17 protein-coding genes and 2 pseudogenes are annotated in these 18,970 nt (G+C 39.4%); 12 read left to right on the forward strand and 7 right to left on the reverse strand.

Annotated features, from left to right (window positions below):
• Positions 1-224 precede the first annotated feature (224 nt).
• On the forward strand, positions 225-368 hold the full coding sequence (locus AC1XUD_RS15795) for an integrase core domain-containing protein (RefSeq protein WP_483361995.1): 144 nt from the start codon (positions 225-227) through the stop codon (positions 366-368).
• Positions 369-611: 243 nt separating this feature from the next.
• Here the strand turns inward: AC1XUD_RS15795 and AC1XUD_RS15800 are convergent, their stop codons facing one another.
• From AC1XUD_RS15800 to AC1XUD_RS15815, 4 genes are all read right to left on the reverse strand, one after another.
• Positions 612-1,646, reverse strand: coding sequence for a hypothetical protein (locus AC1XUD_RS15800; RefSeq protein ID WP_483361996.1), 1,035 nt, complete (start codon positions 1,644-1,646; stop codon positions 612-614).
• Complete coding sequence (locus AC1XUD_RS15805) at positions 1,633-3,348, reverse strand: AAA family ATPase (RefSeq protein ID WP_483361997.1); 1,716 nt, start codon at positions 3,346-3,348, stop codon at positions 1,633-1,635. The genes AC1XUD_RS15800 and AC1XUD_RS15805 overlap by 14 nt, the downstream gene beginning before the upstream one ends.
• 629 nt (positions 3,349-3,977) lie before the next feature.
• The gene (locus AC1XUD_RS15810) at positions 3,978-4,979 is read right to left on the reverse strand and encodes a hypothetical protein (protein ID WP_483361998.1); all 1,002 of its coding nucleotides are present in this window, start codon (positions 4,977-4,979) and stop codon (positions 3,978-3,980) included.
• An 826-nt stretch (positions 4,980-5,805) separates the two neighbouring features.
• Positions 5,806-6,159 carry a hypothetical protein gene (locus AC1XUD_RS15815; RefSeq protein WP_483361999.1) on the reverse strand — a complete coding sequence of 118 codons (354 nt, stop codon included), beginning with the start codon at positions 6,157-6,159 and terminating at the stop codon, positions 5,806-5,808.
• A gap of 362 nt (positions 6,160-6,521) precedes the next feature.
• Here AC1XUD_RS15815 and AC1XUD_RS15820 point away from each other — a divergent pair, with 362 nt between their 5' ends.
• From AC1XUD_RS15820 to AC1XUD_RS15830, 3 genes are all read left to right on the forward strand, one after another.
• Positions 6,522-6,752, forward strand: a complete 231-nt coding sequence (locus AC1XUD_RS15820) for a DUF4189 domain-containing protein (RefSeq protein ID WP_483362000.1) — start codon at positions 6,522-6,524, stop codon at positions 6,750-6,752.
• 252 nt (positions 6,753-7,004) lie between these two features.
• Positions 7,005-7,565: an FISUMP domain-containing protein gene (locus AC1XUD_RS15825; RefSeq protein ID WP_483362196.1), complete on the forward strand. Its 561-nt coding sequence runs from the start codon at positions 7,005-7,007 to the stop codon at positions 7,563-7,565.
• An 81-nt stretch (positions 7,566-7,646) separates the two neighbouring features.
• A complete protein-coding gene (locus tag AC1XUD_RS15830) occupies positions 7,647-9,947 on the forward strand; it encodes a hypothetical protein (protein ID WP_483362001.1) in 2,301 nt (766 codons plus the stop codon).
• Between the two features lie 296 nt (positions 9,948-10,243).
• On the opposite strand, the pseudogene AC1XUD_RS15835 reads toward AC1XUD_RS15830, so the two are convergent.
• Positions 10,244-10,435 (reverse strand): annotated as a pseudogene (locus AC1XUD_RS15835) (ATP-binding protein); the annotation flags it as partial.
• Here AC1XUD_RS15835 and AC1XUD_RS15840 point away from each other — a divergent pair.
• Positions 10,421-10,900 carry a HipA domain-containing protein gene (locus AC1XUD_RS15840; RefSeq protein WP_483362002.1) on the forward strand — a complete coding sequence of 160 codons (480 nt, stop codon included), beginning with the start codon at positions 10,421-10,423 and terminating at the stop codon, positions 10,898-10,900. The pseudogene AC1XUD_RS15835 and the gene AC1XUD_RS15840 overlap by 15 nt on opposite strands.
• Before the next feature lie 1,115 nt (positions 10,901-12,015).
• Here the strand turns inward: AC1XUD_RS15840 and AC1XUD_RS15845 are convergent.
• Entirely contained in the window at positions 12,016-13,362 is a 1,347-nt protein-coding gene (locus tag AC1XUD_RS15845) for a TIR domain-containing protein (protein ID WP_483362003.1), read from the reverse strand.
• Between the two features lie 401 nt (positions 13,363-13,763).
• Here AC1XUD_RS15845 and AC1XUD_RS15850 point away from each other — a divergent pair, with 401 nt between their 5' ends.
• Positions 13,764-13,970 (forward strand): hypothetical protein, encoded by a 207-nt coding sequence (locus AC1XUD_RS15850; protein WP_483362004.1) that lies wholly within the window; start codon positions 13,764-13,766, stop codon positions 13,968-13,970.
• 258 nt (positions 13,971-14,228) lie between these two features.
• Here AC1XUD_RS15850 and AC1XUD_RS15855 read toward each other — a convergent pair whose 3' ends face one another.
• Complete coding sequence (locus tag AC1XUD_RS15855) at positions 14,229-14,681, reverse strand: hypothetical protein (protein WP_483362005.1); 453 nt, start codon at positions 14,679-14,681, stop codon at positions 14,229-14,231.
• 21 nt (positions 14,682-14,702) lie between these two features.
• On the opposite strand from AC1XUD_RS15855, the gene AC1XUD_RS15860 reads away from it, so the two are divergent.
• From AC1XUD_RS15860 to tnpC, 6 genes and pseudogenes are all read left to right on the forward strand, one after another.
• Entirely contained in the window at positions 14,703-15,473 is a 771-nt protein-coding gene (locus tag AC1XUD_RS15860; protein ID WP_483362197.1) for a phage antirepressor KilAC domain-containing protein, read from the forward strand.
• Positions 15,474-15,863: 390 nt separating this feature from the next.
• Positions 15,864-16,025: a hypothetical protein gene (locus tag AC1XUD_RS15865; protein WP_483362006.1), complete on the forward strand. Its 162-nt coding sequence runs from the start codon at positions 15,864-15,866 to the stop codon at positions 16,023-16,025.
• Positions 16,009-16,515 (forward strand): DUF6169 family protein, encoded by a 507-nt coding sequence (locus tag AC1XUD_RS15870; RefSeq protein WP_483362007.1) that lies wholly within the window; start codon positions 16,009-16,011, stop codon positions 16,513-16,515. Before AC1XUD_RS15865 ends, AC1XUD_RS15870 begins: the two co-directional genes overlap by 17 nt.
• 202 nt (positions 16,516-16,717) lie before the next feature.
• Positions 16,718-17,011 carry an IS66 family insertion sequence element accessory protein TnpA gene (gene tnpA / locus AC1XUD_RS15875; RefSeq protein WP_483362008.1) on the forward strand — a complete coding sequence of 98 codons (294 nt, stop codon included), beginning with the start codon at positions 16,718-16,720 and terminating at the stop codon, positions 17,009-17,011.
• Complete coding sequence (gene tnpB, locus AC1XUD_RS15880) at positions 17,011-17,352, forward strand: IS66 family insertion sequence element accessory protein TnpB (protein WP_483362009.1); 342 nt, start codon at positions 17,011-17,013, stop codon at positions 17,350-17,352. The genes tnpA and tnpB overlap by 1 nt, the downstream gene beginning before the upstream one ends.
• Before the next feature lie 59 nt (positions 17,353-17,411).
• Positions 17,412-18,948: pseudogene (gene tnpC / locus AC1XUD_RS15885) on the forward strand (IS66 family transposase).
• The last annotated feature ends 22 nt before the right edge of the window (positions 18,949-18,970 follow it).

Consider the following 18,970-nt stretch of genomic DNA (forward strand, 5'->3'; position numbering starts at 1 on the left):
AAAATCGCAATCGAAATCAGCGATAAAAGCCGCGTACAGTCATCAATAGCAGTGTATTGATACAACCCAGCCTTGATCTTGCAAACGTCTAATTGAACGCGTTCACCTGGGATCAGCTTTGCATATCTAATTGGCGGATTGTTTTTCCTATAGCGACGAATAGGTTTTATAGCGTGTTTTTTTAGTATTCGGGCTACTGTCTATCCGTTAACTGGTTCTTATCCTTGGATGATACACGAGAAAAAATCGAAGATTTTAGATGGGAATATAATCACTTCAGACCACACTGTGCATTGAATGATTTTACACCGAAAGAATTTGTTAATTTACATCACGGAACACCGGAAACTCTACTTTCAACCGTCTGAAAACCGGGGAGAACCTTAATGAATTCCCTTCCCCGATCATTAAACGATCCGAAGATTACATATTGAAGCGAATGATCACGACTCGCCATGAAAGACGTGCTAGGTTTAACTATCCTAGCTTCTAGTTTCACCTGATTAATGTCTTAGGTACAAGCGTGGATAATAATTATTGAGCTCGAAATACTAACCTTTACATTGCCGGCGAATATAGTTGCCAGTAATACCGAGATCGCCGAGAATTGGCTACAAAACACCCATTTGGATAGCAACATCCCTTTTAACTTTTCCTAAAAATACCTGGCCAATATCTTTTTGATTTTCAGGAATATTACTGATACTCAACAGTATTTTTCTCTGAGATTCCCCTGCAGTAAATAAATTTACTATTTGCCTACTAATAGATTTATTAATCTTGGGGCTATGATTCTTGAGGGAAACAAAAAGCTTATAAATTGCTCTTCTATGAACCTGGTTTTTGTATCGCTCCATTATATTGAAATCTGTAAGAGCATTATCTGGATATGGGTATTTATTTCTATAAGATAACACCACATCATTTTCAGAAATACACTGGAGACTATTCAGCTCAAACGCAAAGTAATCGTCTAGCCTCCTGTGAAATGGATTAAAATGACTATCTATATCAAATTTCTTTTCTAGTTTGAGCTGAGCATTGCAAACTGAACATCCAGGAATCATATTAAAAAAAGACACAGCAAAGTATGGATGTCTAGCTTGAGGATAAAAGTGATCCAGCTGCAATAGAGCCTGGCGCCGCCTCTCACCTGATAGTGGGTGTACGTTTTCGATTACTTGTGTTACTTGTTCGTTGCAATATGGGCAAAGAGACAAGCGAAGTTCGTTGTAAGTATCTCTGCACTCATCTTTTGTCCTATAATTATTGTAATTGAAAATTGTTTTCACCTCATTACCAAATACAGTCAACGAAGCACTATGATAATCGCCATTAATGCAAAAAAAATGTGGCCCAGTAATAACCTCTATCTCTCCTATAATTGCTTTCAGAACTTGTGGCCTTCCTGTGATTAATCTATGCAAATTCAGGAAGTTATTTTCAAGCAGATAATTCCAAAAATTCACCTTCGTCGAATGTCCCAACCGAAAGTCAAAATCGCGTTTATTTCTGATTCTCTGAATTAGCGAATTAGTAGCATGATAATTCACTCCATCTACTAGTGGATTACCGACGAGGCTGTTGTAGTGAGCTTGTGCAATAACGTCCAAGTCAGCCGTAGTGTGATCATCAATTAATATCATCTATTAGATTATTTAACTGAGTTCTGATTAATTCCTCGCCAATGTTTGAGACTAAAATTCGATCCTGTTCTGTGATTCTAGATCCGATTCGCAACTTGTCAACTAATTGTTGAATCTTAGATGCTGCAAAATTACTTATTAAATTACCGTCCATAAAAAATGCATCTAAATATAATTCACCAATATTCCCACCAAACGTTTCGCCGTCTATTAAGTTGTTGGGGATTACTCGTAAATTGTCGTTACTCCTTTCAAGGAAAATCAAATTCGACTTGGGTAAGTCTGACACAAGAAATGGAGAGTGTGTCGTAAGAAATATCTGACAGCGTTTTCCCAGGAGAGATGGCAATATATTTATCAATTTGGTTAAGAATTCCGTCTGCCACTTTGGATGAAAATATAGATCGCCTTCATCTATACAAATCAGGACTGCTTCATTATTAATTTGCGAAATAGCTGCAAAAAAGCTCGCAAAAAGATTAATGTAAGCTTTATGGCCACTACTAAGACCAGACCATTCAAAGCTATATGACAGACTTTGATTTGTGATCGCCTCGAAATATGAAGACAGAAAATACCCTAAATCAGTAGTATAGGGCAATTTAAATTGAATCCGACGGTTTGAGTAAGATCCTAAGTTTTCCTTGAAATCCTGAGATCTAGGGATGTTTAAATCAAAAATTCTCAGCTCATGGAGAAATTTTGAAGTTTCAAATAAGGGCCGTAATTGGTCTATTTGATCAGCAAAGTCGCTTGTAATATAATCAAATATCTCATCTATTCTTGCCTCATTTTTCTCCAAACCCGTAAGATTTTTTATGAGATGAGCAACCTCCGCATTGCTATTACGACTTTCGTTTAAGACTTTATTGCCGTTTCTATTCAGAATAAAGTCAATAACTATTAAAAATGCCGTAAAATACTTAAATGAGGATTGAGACTCGCTCTTGGTGATTTTGGATCTAAAACTTTGAGCAAATTTTAATAACTCAATACCATAACCACTCTCTTCCTTGAATCTTTTTTCAAATATTTTAATTCGGTTTAAAATGTTTGACCATAATGGAGTAATTAAAATGACATCCGAAGGCCGGATTCGGGAATTTTGACTATTAGTAAGCTTCTGTTCAGCTGACTCGAGGACTTCGAAGTAATGGCTGTTGATAAATTTAATCTGCGTTTGAATAGATCGTTGATAAACTTTGGATACATTTTCTCCGAAATTTGCTTGTAAGAGTGTGTTCGAAGAGATATTTATAGTTTTCTTGTCGAAATTGTATTGTCTTCCATCAAATACATTACTGAAAAATATCGAATTTATATCGCCGATTCCATTTTTATATTGATGTGATGTAGTTTCAAAGTCTGAGCGAACTTTCGAAATTCTGTATGCGTAAATCTCTGACACTCCGAAATTGGTAAAAACGACTAAAAATGGCTTATTTATAATAGTGTTTCCGCCATTTATTACATATTGTATTAGCTCTAAAATATTGGTTTTGCCGGAAGCATTCTTTCCGATTATGCCGGTAATCTCAATAACGTCAGTGCCAAATAGGTTCTCAATATACTTTTCATTCTCTCTTCTTCTTATAAGATTGGTGGAAGACTCAAAAGTATATTCAAACTGTGTTGAAAAGTTGAATCCTTGATTTTCAAAACCTTTGTAACTTTCTACCCAAATGTAATCTAACCTCTTCATTTAATATTCTTATGATCGATATTGGAGCTCGGATTGAATTTGTTCTTGATTTAATAATCAAGAGAGCTAGTCTTATGAATTAAGCCTCCGGAGTTCAAATACTAAGTTATTGTGAGAATTGCCGCACATTGCTTAAAAATGTCGGAATCAATCTTTTCCTTTTGTTCTAGAAGAGAAATTTTTTGCTGGTTCCAGTCTGCGCCGAGTTCAAACAGGAGTGTGTCTTGCTTCACGGTCATCATCTCTGTGAATCTCTTAAAGTTACGGCCTTCTTGGATCTTTGGATTGGAGGTAGTATGTACCATTTGGAAAGGGTGTTTGATTTAAAAAAAGCAATTTATATAAATCTTATGGTAACTGCTCGGATATCTTAAATGCTTTGCAATGAATGTTACCGGGGCGGTTGTGTTGAAAACATGCTACATCAGTCCGTGTTTGGAGAATACGGGACATTAGACCACCCAATTCCGTGGCTAAATGGCCACTTATCTTACCTCCTGAACTTTTCTTTAACTTTCTGTGAGCAAGGATGATGTTATGGTCAATCCAGTCCGAAATAGCATGGTCAGTCTAAACCGAATTACGGTGGTCAACAGCTCCGAATTTTCCAATTTTAGGACGATTCACATCTAAAATTTCCCAAAGTGGTGTGGAACATACATAACTGTGCTTTTGGCCATTTTTGGTTCCTCCTCTGTCCATAATTCTAGATCCATATATAGTTCTAAATGTCGATATGGAGCTATTTCGGAGTATGGTATAAATACGGAGAAACCTTCATAAAAAGGCGAGTGTTTTGCTCCTATATCCAAGTCAATCTGGTTTACTTGTGCGCAATTAACCTCACTTATATATGCACGTCGATATATAAGATTCCTAATTCCTTCTTTGACCTCAGGAGAAACCCCTCTCTCATCTCGTAAGAAGAACCTAGTCTTAATAATGAAGGTTTCATCCATACCGTTTACATATTCAAATACGGGGAAGACCCTGATTCCATATTGAGATTTTTGGGATGAATAGGAGTCCGCAAATGCTAATCCGGCAAACTGGCCGACTAATTTTGTGGGCCCCGTTTTTTTGTCTGATGAAATAATATTTGGTAAAAGCTTTTTAATAGTTTGGTCAGCGTACCAATGGTCGTTGTTGATTACTTGAATTTCTTGAGTTGTGTATCTCATCTTTACCCTTGCACCATCCTTTATGTTAAGTTGAATCGTCGGGAATCCTTCACTACTTTTGGGGTATAATGATATTTTGCTTCCATCTTCTAAAGTTGCCCGGTATACCCCTTCTCGGTAATTCTCTTGAAGTAATTTAAATTTTCTAAAATCACGCAAGGCCTCTTGCATGCCACCGCGGCTCCATTCAATCCTCGTAGTAAAGTTTTTCCTTGTCGTTCTTAGAGCCTTAGACCAAATTTTTTTTAATATATCAATATCTTCGGCCGACAATTTACCCAGCCGAGTGTTTTTTTCGATAACAAGGTGACCAATGCTGCTACCGGTACTACTGCCAGGCTCTTCAGGGCCACCACCGTCCCCCCCCGGTGGCTTCTTAGAACTTGGCTCCCTATCCAGAAATGGTTTTTCTATTTTAGGTTTCTCTATCGTTACTTGCTCCGGTGGCATTTTCACATTCGTCGATCATTCCTGTCCAATTACTTCATTAGAGAAGGGTAGTGACAAAAAAAAGGATGTAACCAAGCACCTTTGACAGATTTTACTAAGCGTATAATAAATAACTAATTTCATAATTCCAGATAGATATTTTTGAACACGGATTTAAGATTGAACTTTCTGTTAACAGAATCACACGCTCGCTGATCGTGCGCGGCACTGATCCACTACTTAATCGTTAACGCTTATAATTTCAAACCGGTGTCAGGTTTACTACTAATTTTCTTTATTAGTGAATCTGAATTAATAATAAAGCTTTCCGGGGTCCCTTTTCTTTCCCATATCAGGTTAAGAACCTGATCAAATCTAATTGATAAGGCTTTTGTGATTCATCTACTATCATACCTGCTCCAATAGTTTTCTGGCTCCTTTCAGTTCTAATGAATAGGTAACAATAGCCTTGTTTCTTTCATTTATTGCAGCAATGGGTTAAATTAAAAGATTGAACGGCAGCGGCCGCCGCGAAAAGTACCGCGGGTTCTGTAGAGCTCTTTTTCTAGTGAGACGTTTGCTACGTGCAAACCTCACGGCCATCCTTTGAATATTGAAGGGTTTTAATTTATCTGTTCTTAAAATATGCTCGTCGGAACTAGCTGCCAGGAAGCTTTCAACTATATGGGATGCTCATTTATGTACCCTATAGCTTTCAAAAAACGCTTGTGGTCGTTTATGAACTATCTTTTAGTCTAACCCATTTTTTAAGGATTTTCACCCTCAAGCACTGACTTGAGTAGACTTTGTATGATACGCGCTATTTGTTAAATAATAAAATTTAGTATCAATTCACCTCGTCCAACCAGACCATACTTCCATGGATTATATTTTTTGACGGATAGTCGGTACCAATCATTAAAGTTAAAGTAGTGTCCACCCCATCAAGCGCATTTTCAAATGGCAGGAGGGAGATAACCTGTGAAATGTTGAACTCTCGAATAATAACATTAACATTCGGTGCCCTTAGCCCGGAATTTCTTAACTGCTCTTCCTTTATTAATATCAAACAAATACCATCTGTACCACATGCCCAGTCTTCCCCTCGCCAGAATACTGACAACGGCTGGTTTAGGTCCTTTCTAAATTTGTCCTGACTAATGAAACGATTGATAAGTTCGTTTTTTAAATCGATATCCATGGCTGTGAGAGTTAGTGTTTATAGGGAGTGGTTCCTTTAACTGAGTGAGTAAAGATATAATTACCAAAAAATAAAATAAAAGAAATCATTGGTATTAAACCTCCAATGTAAACACTTATTGATAATATTGTAAAGAACGTTGAGCTTTCATATTTTTGGTATGTCAATATACCTAAAAATCGGCATTGCTAATTAATACTGGACAGTATATTTTGCACCATAGTTTCACCAGAACTATTTAAAGCCCATTCTCTTATCAGTTTATTCAAACAATGATCCAACATGAAAATTAGCGTATCTCTTCTATTGATACTTGTAACGGCTGTCGCTTCAGGACAATCCAAAAACCAGTTACAAAACTTTTGGTTACGAAGGCTGTTACTCCCAAGTTCGGTGCGTTAGCTATTGACCGCGTTAACGGATACTATTTTGGCTGGTCAGCGGATTTTCCAACCCTATCTGAGGCAGAGAAAAAAGCGTTGGATGAATGCAAGAGCAAAGGTGGAAACTGCACAATAGTATTGTCATATAGTGGCTCGGCATGTGCTGCTTACCGAACCATTGAGGGGAAAGTTGGCACTGCTTATGGATGAGGTTTAAGTACGAGTAAAGAAGATGCAGACCAGATAGCTACCAAGCAATGCCTGAAACGCAGAAATGGAATTGTGCCTACTAATTTTGTCTGGAGTTGTAATTCATCTAATACCGGCCCGTAAAAGGAATTGTATAATGCCTCAGGAGAAATTGAAGGACCGGTTGTGGTTGGCAATCAGGTATGGAGCAAAAGGAAACTCGATGTAGCGACATTTAGAAATGGGGATGCAATTCCGGAGGCCTAAAACGCAATCGAATGGCAGGCCTTCTGTGTAGCCCACAAACCTGGTTTCGTCTATCTTAATTTTGACCCAAAAAACGGCGCAAAATTCGGCAAGCTTTACAATTTTTATGCTGTGATTGACCCAAGGGGATTCGCACCTATTGGCTGGGATGTCCCAAGTAAAGGCGAATTTGAGACAATAATTGAATTCTTGGGTGGTAAGAACGAGGTTGGTAAAAAAATCAGGGCTACAACCGGCCGGAATATTCCTGATAAAAAATACAATGACTACACTGGTGGTAATGGTACAAATACCTCCGGTTTAAATTTTTTGCCGGGCATGAAGGCCTGGAGCAATGAATATTCCAGTGATCTAACAACATTAAACGTTTTTGGTGAATATTACAGTACTGGTCATTGGTGGACTTCGACTCTGGAAGGAGAATATTATATGGCAGGTATCAATAATGACATTCGTACGTCGAATGGATATGAACTGTATTTTGGAAGCTATAAAAAGGGTGAGTATACCGGCCTTGGATCCGAAAGCCCCGGTCGAGCCTTGTCGGTGAGATGTATCAAGGATTAGCAAGGCAATCTGGCCGTCCCTTACCGGGCAATTCCTTCGGTTATTACTGTTACAATCCTTGATAAGGCCTACAACTCTTTTATGAAAAAAAATTTACAGACAATAATTTGGGCGTTATTCCTAACATTAGTTGCTTGCTCAAAACCCGGAGACACTGATGTAACACCAATTCCATCAGGAGGAGAATCCACGCCTGTTGGTAACCACACCGTTAACATTACTATTTCTCCTGAATTCGAATTGAATGGGACAACTTTAATTTCAGTTGTTGATACTGCTGTAATAGCCACGAACAAAAATAATGTTCTGGTTCCATCCCAAAAACAATCAACTGTCTTTCTGGTAGACGGAGACGATCATTTTCTGGCACTTATCAGAACCGATTCGACAAGCGCAGAATTAACCCTAGACGGTACCACTGCGGCGGTTGGATTACTTGAACTGTTACCAGCTTACCACGAACTTCAACTGGAACAACAATTGGAGCTTGAAAAACAAATCATTTCTCATCAAGTTTTTAAGGACCTGGCCGTAATTGCTACCCAACATTTAAAGGAAAAGAAATCCATTTTTTCGCAGGATCCCGCATATTTTAATTCGTTAAAGAGCATAAATCGGCATATAATTTCCAAATTTTTTGGGGATGATTTAAAGGGCGGACGAACTCAGGAAGATCTCGATCCAACCTTAATCGCATCGTGGGTTTCACAATCCAATACTCAGATTGAAAATCGTGTCCATAGTAACATTCAAGTAACCCTCACCGCTGCTTCATCTTCTTCCAATAGTCAAAGCTTTGTCTTATCACCTGAACCATTTATTTTTGGCAGTGATCATATACAGGGCTTGGAATCCTTATCGGACGATTATTACACGATTCAAATAAGTCATTCTGGAAAAGAAGCGGCTAACTTGAATACAAATGCCGTTGCGGTTAAATTGGCTGCAATGACACTCGGCTTGGTTATTAAAAGCGCTCCTACGGTTAGAGGAAGTGAGTGCTACAGGAAAATGTTAGCAAACGTCGGAATTGAAGCGGCAGCCGCACTAGCCGAGGCAAGGCTCTCTAAAAAAACGGCCTCAGAAGTTCAAATTGACTTACTAAAAATGGTTGTCGGTCATGTCAAAACCTTTTTAGTAGATCCTGGCTGTTGGTTATATGCTGTGTCGGTAAGAACATTAACTGCTTTCGCCGCACAAAAAGTAGGTTTTTTTCTCGCACTTTTTGACGCTACGTGGATTGCTTCCGATTTGTACCAACTGAAGCATCTGGTTGATGCGTTCATTTCGCCAGTTAATTTGACGGATAAACTGCAAATTTTTGACGGCAGGCTGATACCTGGACAATTAAAATTAACAAAAACAAGGCTCACTGACAGCGTGTTCGTAGCCTCAGATGTGCAATATGTTTCCATTAGATTGCGAGAACTATCTGAAAGGTTTGACCAAATTCAAAGGCGTGAAATAAGGGTTAATTGGAAATTGGAAAATGGAGCCGGTCAGATTGTATCCGTTAAAAATTCTATACTGGTAGATGAAGGCGTTAATGGTAATTTGGAGGAAGAGTGGACAGCAGATGCTACTTGGAAACTCCCACAGATGGCCCCTCCAAAAAATGAACCCTATAAGCTGGTTGCAGAAATTCTTGATAAAGAAGGACATCATATTTTCGGCAGCCCCGTCGTCTTTTCTAAACATAATATTGAATATCAAATCCAAGATTACACGCTTGAAATTTGTAATTACAGAAGTGACTATGCACAAATGTCGCCAGTAAAAACGCTTCGGGCCGGGGATAAAATCGTAGTGCCAAACAAACTCTCTGAGTATTATAGATTGAGATACAAAGGAAAGTATGTCAAATTGGGAGAGTACAAACTTGACGCCGCAAGCCACTATTTTAGTATTGCTAATTACCCTGTTACAAAAGATGACTATCATGTTGGAGAATATTTCATAACAATTGCCGACAGAAGCAATAATCGCGTAATTAAATTTCCTGTTGACTTGACCTTGAATAACCAGATATATCGGTCTTTGATGGGTAAAAGTTTGAAGGCGGATATAGAGCACTATGGCTTGTCAAACGGCACTCTTACTCTAAATTTTGATAACACATGTGAGTTACGATTTGGAGACTTTGTGTCGAAAGGGGGATTCACTCTAAACCATGGACACTCATCAGCTGCTACCTATCAAGATTGCACCGATGATGGCGGTGGGGTAATTGATAAAAGAATTATCGGTTACGCTTTCTTCGGAAGTGGTATTGGGTCAATCATTTCCTTCAATTACATCATGGTCTATGAAGATGGAACAATCACCAAAAATAGTACATACGCATGCCCGGCATATGACAGTCAAGGGAAATTTAGTTTCTAAATGTCGTATGCTACTATAATAGGTTATTGCAAATACTACATCGAAGATCCAAATCTGCTCCTAAACTAAACTCCTCTCCCACTTTCTCCCATTTAGTGTAAAGGTTATTTGAGCAGAATATACTTCACTCAACATAACGCCTGTTTATACGACAAAATATTATTTGGTGGTCTAAGTGAGTATTTCGGAGAAGTTGACCACCTGATTCCGCGGCAAATTGACCACCTGATTAGCTGGCGGCCGGTAGCAGAAAATGCTAGTAGAAGCGATTCAAAAATAGTAAATAAAAGTTATAATTATTCGTAGCTGTTTTCGAGCTCCTTTTTTCTTCTCATTGATTCCCCCTTTAATTCGACACGGTGTGCGTCATGCACGATACGGTCTAAAATTGCATCGGCAATGGTTTTTTCTCCTATTACTTCATGCCATTTGTTGACAGGCAATTGAGAAGTGATGATTAGGGACGTTTTTCCGTGCCTGTCTTCTATGATCTCCATGAGTGCCGCCCGGCGCTTGAAGAACTCTTCAGGCTGATAGTCTTTAATTATGTATTAGGCAACGGTGATGCTCATCTCAATAATTTCTCGCTGATTCAGCTTCAAACGGGAGAATATCGACTCACGCCTGCTTACGATCTGATGAGCACGAAATTGCACACACCCTATGAGAACGATATCGCCTTAGAGCTATACGAAGACTGCCTGGACGCGCCATTTTATTCGGCCTACGGTTACTACGGAAGGCCGGATTTTATTGAATTTGCGAAGCGCCTGGCAGTTACAGAGAAAAGGGCTTCAACCATACGTGAAAGTTACGCTAACGCCCAGGAAAAGACAGTAGAGATGATCAAAAAGTCAGGCTTGTCAACGGAAAGCAAGAACAGCTACGTTTCAACCGTAAAAGACAGGCTTTTCCGGATCAGCGATATGACCAAAAAAGTCAGGCGAATATAAAACAAGTGGGAGCCGAACGAAGCAAAGCCCCCTGAGAAAAGGTGGTTTTACGATGTGATAAGAATGGATGGGGGTGTCCGAGATTCGTTTCACGCTTTAAAGATTACAAAAAGCGAAGTTGATCTGCATGCTCTATCGGACAAAAAGATAAAAATGGATATGACTAATCTGGCCTTGGCTCTTGACAAGAATACATCACTAAATGTTTTTGCTGGTTTGAATTGATAGGTTCTGGATCGCAATTATGCGCAATAGAATCTAAGTGACCATTGCAAAATCAGAATAAAAAGGCTAGTTCTATTTTATATTTGCAGCCGATAAAATCGAGGTGAGCAATTCGGTGAGCAGACTTTTCTTGTTGTTTGTAAAATATTGATTTTCAAGAAGATATAGGCATGTTTCATGTCGCTATCTCTCTGCATGGAACATAAGTCATTGATATTTAGCTAGTTATAGCGGAGGTGTTCCCTCCGCTATTTTTGTTTCTAAGGGGTTAACGACTTGATTATCAGCATTGTTTTAATCTATAAATCTGAAAAAGTGGCTCGTCTTGGTGAGCAATTCGGTGAGCATTTTCATGACAAACTTACATGCTCACCAGAAGGAAAGCGGAGCATTTGTTCACATGGTAAATTTATCAATCTGCAACTCTTCTTTTGACTAGTGTCTGTTTCTGAACACTTACGTGTGAGGACTTTTGACAAGTTTTTGCTCATCTCCTAAGAGTCCCGATTCTTGTAACGTATTTTGGGAATTATGTTTTGGATGCAGATGAAATTCTTTGCAATAACAGTTGACTGTTTGCCAAAAGTAGTCATGCGACAGAAGAAGAAACGGTATAATTGTGATCTTTGACAATTCTCTGGAAGAAGTCAGTCCGAATGATCGTACTCTGAGCTACCCATCTCTTAGTCAGGGAAAGCCTTTATAGATTCCGGATATATCGTTTCGGTTGAAGTTGACCATGCTAAATAATTGATTTATAATTATTTAAATATTGATGAGTAATAGTTTGTTGGTGGTCAATCTGCCACGGAATTAGGTGGTCAAGCAATCCGAATTCTCCATTCTTAGGATATCTTTGCGTTATATATGCGTTTGAGTAGGTCGTAGTTTCAATTCTTGCCTAGGACTTCTCCGGCCAATTCATTTCCCGGATCTAGTTCACGTAACTTTGTGGCATAATTTTTGGCCTCAGTTTTGTTGTTATTGTTAACGTAGAATTTTGTATAATCCTGGTAAATAGTTTTCAAATAGGAGTTATATTTGCCGGGTTCAGCATTTTTAGTGAGATTAATAAATTTTTCGTAAGCACCTGCAAATGAGGTATTCGGGGACGCTGGGAATATTCCACCTGCTTCAACGATACATTTGCCTTTCCAATAATAAGCGTATGGCCATTCTCTGTTCTTTTCGATTACAGATTGAAAAATTGTTGCTGCTTCATTAAAAGTCTTTCTGATGATAGCTTGCGATACTCCGGCGCTTTTCATTGACATTCCATATTGATAATTTGCCAATCCCCAATAAAAGTATTCCGTCGTCGTTGCACGGTCCGGGTCAAACGTTATTGCGTCTTTGTATTTAATAGCTGCATTTTTAAAATCTTTGTCTGAATAAAACCTAGCGGCATCAACAAACGATAACGCAGCGGAATCAGCATCGAATTCTCGTTTTCTTTCTACTGTTTCGGTGCGATTACTACTCGAGAGATCTTCTTTGGGCTTTTCGGTAGGGAGTTCATTAGTTCGTTTTGACGCTTCTGACTTGAAAGGGTTTGTGCTTTTTTGTACGGCAATGTTCGGTGAAATACTAGTTGAATCTTTCAGTTTTTCTTCTTTCTTCTGTTCTAGAGCTGCATTGCCCTTTACAGTGCCCCAATAATTTCGTCGCAAATAAAGTCCTGTTAGGACGATCACAGTAAGAAGGAGGCATGCTGCAACAAAAAAACTTGCAATTTTTCTGCGTTTATTGGATAAACCGATGATGTCAACAGTATCTTTTAGCCGCTTAAAATCATTTTCAAAGTCAGGATCCGGACGCAGATTCAACTCTTGAAGCTCTACAAGTCGTCGAAGTGAATGTGGCAATTTGGCGGCGTCTGGCCTATTGGCTCGACCCACTAGGACTGGAACCACAATAATTTCGGGATTTGACAGACCTAATTCAATTTCAATGCGAACATAGTCTTTTGGGTTATGCAGTCTACTATTTCCATTCTCGTCTACTGCGTTCTGCCATTGTCTGCCAATGATAACCAGCATTATCTGAGTTTCGGAGATTGTAGAGATAATTTTTTCCTTAAAATCGTCACCATATCGAATGGAATCTACATCCTTAAAAATTTTCTGCGATCCATATATGGTTTTAATTTTTTCGTAGAGGCGTCCCGAAGTGTCCTCGGAGTCCATTCTTCTGTACGAAATGAAAATCTTGTTCCGTGCAGGTTTGTTTCCGATCATTTATTAATAGAGGTTTAGGTCAACAAGGTTACAATATCGTGATAATCAATTTAATGGATACAATTAATAGTTATCATTTTTTTGGAATCGATTGAAGTCTTAGATTGTGGATGTTTAGAAGTGGTCATTAATCCTTATGTCTGTCCATTTGAAATCGACTAAAAGCTTGAACAGTTGTCCACAGCAGGGGTATTCGAAGCATACAAGCAAGTACATACTCTATATTCTCGCCTTGCTAAAAATCACAACGAGGCCTTAAAACGAGGCCCTAAAACGAGACCTATTTCTTCAATGGTAAGGATTGGTTACAGCTCCCTTCGTAAGTGGTATTAAATGATATTGACTTAGAAGCTGCGAGATATATCAACGATCTATTATTTGATTAGATAGAACACAACGAAATGGATACCGAATTAAAAGCAATGAGTAGCTATTACGTTGATTGGGAGTTTGCATTTGAACGCATTAACGATTTTGAACATATGGAAAGACTTCTAAGTATCCGATTTGACTACGAATCTGCTATTTTGGAAGTCAAAAAACGAATCTTAACGGGAAGAGGTCAAATGGGAATTTATTGGAAATCGATTATTGACGTGAATATTTAGTGCATTTTGTCGGCAACCATAACCTTTTCATTTTATCAAGCACATCGGAGGATTATCCCTCGCTTATTGAAAGGAGGTCAATGTTCACATCTATTGAACTAGATGATAGTTGTCTGGTAAAAAGCTTACTCCATCAATTCAGTGTGCATGGGGAAGATAAATGGCTTCTTGAATTTATACTTGGAGACAACACTCCGCCTATAATTTATATGGCAGCCTTTGGAGATTCTCAAGATCCAAATATTTATTTCAAACTATCTAACACTTAGGCTTTGACAACGATTTGTCATGAAGTTCAGCTTTGTTGAAATCTCCAAGATTGTAAATCATTTCACTGAAATCGTCCTTTTCTGATCGTAGAAAATGCTGAACCTCATGGACAAAACGGACAACCTTTGGCAATGGCCATTTTATTTTTCCAATTCTGCCATACCCACTTATCATATAATCCTCGCCATGTAGTGTTAGCTTTTCAATTCTTATCAAGCCTGCTATTTTACAAGTAATTGGTAAATTCTCTGCCAAAGGCGAGGAGAGAGGGATTGGAGCTAAAGTACCTGACGCAACTTTTCTTGACCAGAATATATAAGATTTTTCGGGCTCAACATAAATTAGACGTGTTGGAGAACTTATATCTAGTTCATCTCTTAAAATAACTGGTGTATTATCTGGCGAATAAAGTAGCAGGTCGCCTATTTCTAACTTTTTCATTTTTTGTTAGAAAAGAAATAAATATTCGAAACAAATGCAAGATTTTTTGATTGGATGAAAAATCGGATAACCAAGTACGGTTTTATTGAAAATCAAGACTTTGAGGTTTTTCATAAAATTATGAATAACTCCTCAGGGGCTTCAACCCATAAGGAATACACCCTCACGCTCGACATGGCGAAAGAACTTGCGATGCTTGAAGGAAATGAAAAAGGAAAACATCCGCGACGCTTCTTCATTGAATGCGAAAAGAAACTTAGAGAAGTTGCTGCCACGCCGGCAGCGCTTTCCAGTAAGGATCTTGCCATGATGATCGTTCAAGCAGCAGCAGCAGAAGAAGAAGAAGAAGAAGAAGAAGAAGAAGAAGAAGAAGAAGAAGAAGAAGAAGAAGAAGAAGAAGAAGAAAAGGAGCGAGGGCAAGCCCTTATAACCGAAGCCAACAGCGAAATTCAGGCAAATAGACCGAAGATCATCTTTGCTGATGCGGTTTCTGCATCTGAAACAACCATTTTGGTTAATGAGCTTGCCAAAATATTGAAGCAACACGGTGTTGATATTGGCCAGAATAGACTTTTCGAATGGATGCGTAGAAATGGGTATCTGATCAGACGCGGAGCGACTGATCACAATATGCCGACTCAGAGATCTATGGATTTGGGGCTGTTTGAAATCAAGGAAACCTCGATTGTGAGATCGACTGGTATCCAGATTGGGAAGACCGTGAAAGTGACGGGCAAAGGGCAAACGTATTTTGTAAACAAGTTTTTAAATAGTCAGATGACCGCTGTTTGATAGGCGTTTATCTATTTGTCATAGAGCCGCTCGTTATCCGGGTTGCTTTTTCCGTGTTATAAATATTTGCAGGGAGTAGACATCCTATTTCTTTTCCCTTTTAACGGCATTGTGAGTTATAGCATATCAAATTTTAGTACATCAAAATTTAGTATACCAGATTTTAGTATGTCAAATTTTTGACATACCGTTATTTATCTAGTACTTTTGTATAACAGTAGTCGAATTCTATTTGCTAGTACCATGTTCGCGTGTATTAGATATGAATAGTTACTTTTCGAATGCTGGCTCGTCTTATGATCTAGTTGTGTTGTAAAAACGTAGATAGCTCAATAAGACGCATAGCACACACACTATGTGGGTTATTTTAACGATAAATCATGTAGTACCATGGAAAAGAAAGAAAAAGTAATAAAAGTAACGACCCAGTCGGGTAGAGATTTCATTCAAAGAATGCAGTCTCAAAAGCAAGTAATTGACTCTTATTTTAAAGGAGCGATATCTGTCAATGAGTTGAACGAAAAAGGGGTTAAGTTTGTCAGGACTATATAGTTTTACTGGCAGTACTGCCTCAGGATCATACAAATTTACTACCATCGATAACATCGAAGTTGATGTTTATTTTTTCGATGGAAGTTATCTCTTCCCTAAATATCCGCGTTTGCATGGTAGCGTATATCAATTTGGAGTAGCTACGTCATCTAGACCAAAAACGGATCTTAAGCTAAGGGCAACAATTATTTTCATAGTTTATAGTCATTTTGTTGTACAACCAAACTCGGCATTGATCTGGATTTGTGACAATGGAAAAGATCAGGGACATGTTAGGAATCGCAAATTCAACGACTGGTTTGAAAACTGCAAGGATAGGGATTACCTAAAAAAAGACGCAGTTTTTGAAAGTGAAACCCTTAAGGGGGTGGTACATACATTTGTGTCAATGGTTTGCCTTTCCGAAAACTTATTTAGAATCGAATTGGAAGAGGCATTCGATAATATTGAAGAGGATTTTGCTGACAAAACTTTGGAGCCCGAAGTTTAAAATTGGTTTTACGGAAATATAACTATTCTAGGATAAATTGCTTGACAGCTACGGTACCTTATATGTAGTATAAGGTACCGTAGCTGTTTATATTAATATTTTTATATTCAGAAACGACTTCCCGATTGCCGTAAGCAGCCTATGAACCACATATTTCTTAGCAAGAATGTGGTTTTTACTTTTGACTGAAAAACCAATCAAAATGGATCAGTCAGAAGAAATGTTCAAATTAGTAAGGGAGTGGCGTAAAAGTGGCCTAAGTCAAAGTAAATTTTGCAAGCCGCATGGCATTACGGTAGCAAAATTCGGCTACTGGGCTGGGAAAGAAAAATCAGCCGCTCGGCGGATCGTTAAAGAAGTAGGCGGCTTTGTTCAGATATCCAGCCAGCTGGCAACATCAAGTGATTCTTACCAGGTTGTCTACCCAAATGGCGTGAAATTAAATTATCAAGGGAATGACCTGGCTACAATCTCCCAGTTGATCAAGCTTTACTGATGTTCAGCCTGAGTTCATCGCACCGCTATTTTCTTTGCCAGGGTCGTTGTGATATGCGTAAAGCATTTGACGGGCTTTGTGGCTTGGTAAGCACAGAGCTTGGTCGCAATCCCACAAGTGGTGAAGTATTCGTTTTTCTGAATCGGCCCCGGACCCATATCAAATTGCTTCATTGGGAAAACGGGGGCTTTGTTTTGTATTATAAACGCCTTGAAAAAGGAACGTTTCCTTTACCTAAGGCAATGGACGGGCGGGCATCTTTGAGTTGGGCCGAGCTGGTTCTAATGGTAGAGGGCATCCAGGTACAAAAGAGTACACAGAAGACAAGATTCTGCCTTTAGGCATGAAAAAAGGCCACATTTTATTAGCTGAAATGCTTGTGGATCTATATCTTTAGTGCATGGAATTGTCTCTGGAATCGCTTTCAAAAGAAGAACTGATAGCCCTTATAAGTAAGGGAAGTAAGTCTTACGGTGAAGAGCGAATAGCAGAGTTGGAAGAAGAAAACGCTTACCTCAAATCTCAGCTTGCGATGTACAAGCGGATGCAGTTCGGTCAAAAGCGGGAGCGCTTCGAGGGTGATCCTGCCCAAATTGTACTCCCCTTTGCCCCCCCCGCCGAGCAAGTTGCTACACAAGAGGAAATTCTGAAAGAAAAGATCAGCTACGTCCGCAGCAGGCCCAATCACAAAGGCGGTGCGCCACTTCCATCACATTTGCCTGTTGAAGAGATCGAAATTTATCCTGCTGGTGATCTTTCGGAAATGACCTGTATCGGCAAAGAAGTTACGGAAGAGCTTGACTATCAGCCTGCCAAGTTTCTGATCAAAAGATATATCCGCTATAAATACGCTGCCAAAAACGTAGAGGGTGTAAAGATTGGCCAACTCCCAGAGCGGGTTATTGATAAAGGAATACCTTCTGCCGGGCTGCTGGCCAGCATTTTGACCGATAAATACCAGGAACATCTTCCGCTTTACCGCCAAAAACAGCGCTTTGCCCGGGAAGATATCCAAATTGCATCTTCAACCCTGGAAGGATGGACTAAGGAAGCCCTGATCAAGCTCGAGCCACTTTACGACCAACTGGTCTTTGATATCAAATCGAAAGGTTATCTTCAGGTCGACGAAAGCCCGATTAAAGTACTGGAAAGTGACAAGAAAGGCGCTTGTCATCAGGTATACTATTGGGTCTACCACAGCCCTTTGGATGGCGTGGTTCTCGTTGATTACCAACCCACAAGAGGATCCGCAGCAGCGAAAACGATGTTGGAAAGCTTCAAAGGCTATCTGCAGACGGATGGGTACGCAGTTTACGAAAAGCACGGAAAACGGAAAGATGTTATCCATCTGGCTTGCTGGGCGCATGCGCGTCGGGACCGCGGCGGCGGACCGCTTTGAACGGGCACTGGATAATGACAAAACCAGGGCGCAAAAAGCACTATCGATGATCCAGCAACTGTACGCTGTGGAGCGGAAGGCCAGCCAACTGATGCTGGATGCTGCTGAAATCAAAGAGCTGCGGCTGACAGAATCCCTTCCAGTTATCAACGAGTTGGGCAAATGGATCTTTGAACAAATAAAAAGTACGCTCCGAAAAAGCCAGATTGGAAAGGCGATGCAGTACAGTTATGGCCGCTGGGACGCACTCAGTGCCTATCTATATGACGGAAATCTGTTGATCGATAACAATCAAATCGAAAATTCTATAAGACCGTTGGCGCTGGGCCCAAAAAATTATTTATTCGCTGGCTCACACGAAGCAGCGCAGCGCGCTGCTATGATTTACTCCTTTTTTGCTATCTGCAAAAAACACAATGTCAATCCCTACAATTGGCTAAAAAACACCTTGCAAAACATCGCCACAATCAACCATAAAAGCATCACTAGCCTGTATCCGCAAAATTACGCGGGAAACCAGGAATTAATCAAGGTGTAGTTCGTTGGCCGGATACGTTCAG

It is taken from the genome of Dyadobacter sp. HNCC25DJ184 (assembly GCF_056895215.1).